Consider the following 3,612-nt stretch of genomic DNA (forward strand, 5'->3'; position numbering starts at 1 on the left):
ATCATCTCCGACACCCTGCAGCGACACCACCGCAAAGCCTTCAGGGGCAAGACGCGCTCGTTGAAATCGCCCGTGCATGACAGATCCTCCCAGTACAGCGGGGATGCGGCAACATCTGTTGACCGCGAAGACGACCGTGCTCCTGGCAATTTCATCCCTACTACGCTTTAGGTTTTGCAATCTGGGCCGCTATTAGGACGACAGCCTCTTAGCTGTCTGGTAACGCGCAGACTCATTACTGTTTGCATCAAAGGCTGCATTAGTCTCGGTTCTACGGAACTTTGCTATAGTTGGATCCTCATTAAGAGTCGTTTGCATATGGTAAGGCTGCCTCGCCATATGGCATCATTTAATCAGGCCGGAGACTGGTGAGAAACTGATAAGCAAGACGCAATCCGTGCGCGGCGGCCGTCGGATTGTTGGATTTGCCGATATTACGGTTAGTCCAAAGATCGCGGCCCTTTTTGCCAGCATTCGCACTGTGGCGTAGGGATCGACCCATTGGATCAAGCTGCTATATCGTAAGTGAAAGGCCTGGATCGGGGAGCAGCCCGGCTGAGTCTTTCGGCCCCGGGATGGATGTTCTCCAGGTTCATCTCGGGGTCACCTGCAGCAGATTATTCGCACGATAACATTTGGCGCAAGCGATACGCAGATCGGCTTGAATATAGTGATGATACCGGATGATCTTTTCGCACCAAGGAAGCGCGAGCGCAATTGGATAGCGGTGGATGCATTTCCGTCCGGTCTTGCCTATATAGATCGAGAAGCGGTCGTAGCGATTGCTCCTGCTGACCACGGTTCCACCATATTCCTTGAGGGCGGTGGCAGCATTCAAGTCCCAAGCAAGGCGGAGAGAATATGGCAGGAGATGTCCCACCAGGACCCCTGATGGCTTACAGCGTCAACGAATGGACGCTATGGGCTTCGGCCCGCATGGTTATAAGTAAACGGGGGTGGAATGCACCCTATCATGCTCAAGCACGAATTTGTGAGCTAACCGCAGAAGGGGACGAGGCTGGGGTGAGGGTTTGGATGTTGATCGCTGACCGGATCGACTTATTGATTGATCCGCAGACGGGAGAGCCGCTCAGCCAGCAGTAGCTTAGCTGAATGGAATCAATCCTGCTCAAGACTCGTCAAGCAAGCCCAGCGGGAGCGTAAAATCGATTACTCCTTTCGATTTAATTTTCTGCGGTGCGCCGCCAAGAAACTTGAGATTGCCGGGGGGCACGGACAACGTAGCGCTGCGCACCCAAGGTGACAACGAAGCCGGGCCGAATCAGTTGGCGCCGCTTCTCCGTCGACCAGGTCTAATGAGGCGCAATTTTAGAGCGTCAGGCCTTTGCGACTATCGGCGGCCCCCAATACCCTAAAGCTGCGTCGCGCGCCATAGCTCGACTTTGTACGATCAGGTGGCGAAGCATAGGGCTTGAGCCCTACGTTCGAGCCGGGATGTGGGAATATAGTGCGGTTCACGGTGCGGCGGGGAGCATTGATTAATGTCGCCGTCCCAGAGTTGAAGCCGGACGGCAGCGATAGCGTCACTGAACGTCAGGCCGGTTTTTCGATACCAGGCGGCGGCATAGGAGATGCTGGTCGCGGTAAGCAGATCGCAGGCCCAAAGTGATATGAGGCTGTAAATTCCCAGCAGTGCCGGTGTGGTTCGCGCTATGGCTTTGTCGGTCCACTGGCGCTGTGTTTCGACACCGAGGTGAGCGCGGGTTTCGGCAAAGTTGACCTCGATCTGCCATCGACGGACGTAGAGGGCGATTATGTCGGTGGGATCGAGTGTGATGTCGGTACTGAAGAAGGCTTGCGGCTCGCGCTTTCCCTCAGGGGCGCGAACCAGTACCCATCGGACCGGCAATACTGGGGTTGGCATGGACGACACCATTGAGCGGCGATGGGGACGTCGGTGATAACGGGACCATCCGGCACGAGCCGTTCGACCAAAATGCTGAACAATCGCCTGGCAACGGCACGTGAGCTCCAGCGGGCGCGGTTGAGGATCCGGTGATAAATCGCAAGGTTGGCAGCGTCGGCTCGGCCGGTCACACGCAGGCAAGACGTAACGGTTCGCTTGCCCGTCGCGAGCAGGCCGCCCATCACAAGAACGAGTACATGCACCCAGCTGGGTGCAGTAAAGCAGGGAGGCCATGCTTGCAGCCACTGGCGCAGGATCTGGGAAACGGGATCGCCGATAACGGCCTTGTTCTGGTCCAACATCCATGCTTCGAATCCTAACTGAAGCACGTTGCAACGCCTGGGCGGTTGCCATGAGGCGAGGTGAATCGGATACGCTGTGACCTGAAAACGGCTAAGGATGCTCCATGAAAGACGACGAAATCATTATGCGCATCGAAACTTTCGACGCAGCCAACGGCGGCGGCGTGGGCTGGTACGAGGACAAAGGCGCTTACCATCTCTACCGTCGAGCTACACCATCACCGGGGACACGACCGGGCGGCCCAGCTAGGTAGCTTTTGCGCGCGTGGTTGCTTTCGATGCGCAGGCAACGATTCATCGTCCGTCGTAAATATCAGCCGACGCCAACAACCGCCGCGCCTTGTTTGCGCTCTTCGTCGTCCGTGATAATCGTCGCAGCGTCGCCCATCAAAATCTTCCCGCAAGCCGATCGCTGAACCCATCGTGCCACATTCCTAAGTCGAGCTCGCCCCACAAATTCGGATTTTCACTCCCTTGGGAATTCCCCGTGAATCACACAATCCGCAGGTTAGGCCTAGATCTGTAATTGCGGTTGCTAGGCGGCGCTGATCCTTTGAGGGATTCATGAATCTGTCCGCACTGGTCGAGCCGGAGCTGGTCGTGCTGTATCGGGTCTCACAGAGGCGAACGTTGCATTGACTCGACGCGGGCTTTTCGGCCCATCTGACTACCTTCGCAGATCGTTCGTCCCTGCGTTCCCTCGCGGGACACCGCCGTCGGATCAGCTTTGACGCTTCGCCGGTGGCAAACAGGTTCTATCCTACCTCACGCCTGGAACAAGGTGCCATCGCGCAGCATGGCATGCATGATGACTGCGAGCCGACGAGCGAGCGCGACACGGGCCTCCTTCGGGCCTCGGCGCTTGGCGATCTTCATGGCCCATGTCTTCAGCGCGAAGGTCGCCCGACTCCTGGTCAGGATCGAGTTGGCGGCTTCGGCGAAGAGGCAAGTGCGGCGCTTGGCGCGAGGCGACATCAACTTGACAATCGGCCGCCAATATGGACCGTCTATCTTTTGAACGCTCTAGATTCTTCCCGATATCACCGTTGAAAGAGTGCATGGCCTTCACGACTGAAAGAAATAGTGTGATAAGGGATTTGGTAAACTTTCGTCCTTAATACTGCTCCAATGGTTGATCTCATGCCCACGTCCAACGCTTTGCGGGAGCTCGAACGCCTGGCCGTGCTGGATGCGCTGGGCGTCATGAATTCGCGCAGCGAGCGCGAACTCGATGCCATTGTGCAGCTTGCCGCGCGGGTGGCTGGAACGAAAAGCGCCGGCATCAGCTTGGTGGACGACCGCCGCCAGTTGTTCAAGGCGCGGCATGATATCCCATTTGCCGAAACGCCTCGCGACATGTCCTTTTGCGCGCATGCCATGACC

4 protein-coding genes and 2 pseudogenes are annotated in these 3,612 nt (G+C 57.1%); 3 read left to right on the forward strand and 3 right to left on the reverse strand.

Going from position 1 to position 3,612, the window contains the following annotated elements; all coding sequences use genetic code 11:
- Positions 1 to 592 precede the first annotated feature (592 nt).
- The gene (locus JQK15_RS26200) at positions 593 to 880 is read right to left on the reverse strand and encodes a hypothetical protein (protein ID WP_214869540.1); all 288 of its coding nucleotides are present in this window, start codon (positions 878 to 880) and stop codon (positions 593 to 595) included.
- Between the two features lie 11 nt (positions 881 to 891).
- On the opposite strand from JQK15_RS26200, the gene JQK15_RS27715 reads away from it, so the two are divergent.
- Entirely contained in the window at positions 892 to 1,104 is a 213-nt protein-coding gene (locus tag JQK15_RS27715; protein ID WP_502956886.1) for a DUF6961 family protein, read from the forward strand.
- A gap of 307 nt (positions 1,105 to 1,411) precedes the next feature.
- Here JQK15_RS27715 and JQK15_RS26205 read toward each other — a convergent pair whose 3' ends face one another.
- A complete protein-coding gene (locus JQK15_RS26205; RefSeq protein WP_214869546.1) occupies positions 1,412 to 1,885 on the reverse strand; it encodes a hypothetical protein in 474 nt (157 codons plus the stop codon).
- Positions 1,886 to 2,333: 448 nt separating this feature from the next.
- Between JQK15_RS26205 and JQK15_RS26215 the strand changes: the two genes are divergently transcribed.
- A complete protein-coding gene (locus tag JQK15_RS26215; RefSeq protein ID WP_214869544.1) occupies positions 2,334 to 2,483 on the forward strand; it encodes a hypothetical protein in 150 nt (49 codons plus the stop codon).
- Between the two features lie 511 nt (positions 2,484 to 2,994).
- Here the strand turns inward: JQK15_RS26215 and JQK15_RS27150 are convergent.
- A pseudogene (locus JQK15_RS27150) lies at positions 2,995 to 3,183 on the reverse strand (IS110 family transposase); the annotation flags it as partial.
- A 186-nt stretch (positions 3,184 to 3,369) separates the two neighbouring features.
- On the opposite strand from JQK15_RS27150, the pseudogene JQK15_RS26220 reads away from it, so the two are divergent.
- Positions 3,370 to 3,612, forward strand: a pseudogene (locus tag JQK15_RS26220) (PAS domain S-box protein); the annotation flags it as partial.

It is taken from the genome of Sphingobium sp. BHU LFT2 (assembly GCF_018604485.1).
Taxonomy (GTDB): domain Bacteria; phylum Pseudomonadota; class Alphaproteobacteria; order Sphingomonadales; family Sphingomonadaceae; genus Sphingobium; species Sphingobium yanoikuyae_A.

Excerpts from the sequence above, each read along its gene's own strand:
- JQK15_RS26205 (WP_214869546.1), bottom strand. The coding sequence starts at position 1,885 with ATGCCAACCCCAGTATTGCCGGTCCGATGGGTACTGGTTCGCGCCCCT.
- JQK15_RS26215 (WP_214869544.1), top strand. The coding sequence starts at position 2,334 with ATGAAAGACGACGAAATCATTATGCGCATCGAAACTTTCGACGCAGCC.
- JQK15_RS27715 (WP_502956886.1), top strand. The coding sequence starts at position 892 with ATGGCTTACAGCGTCAACGAATGGACGCTATGGGCTTCGGCCCGCATG.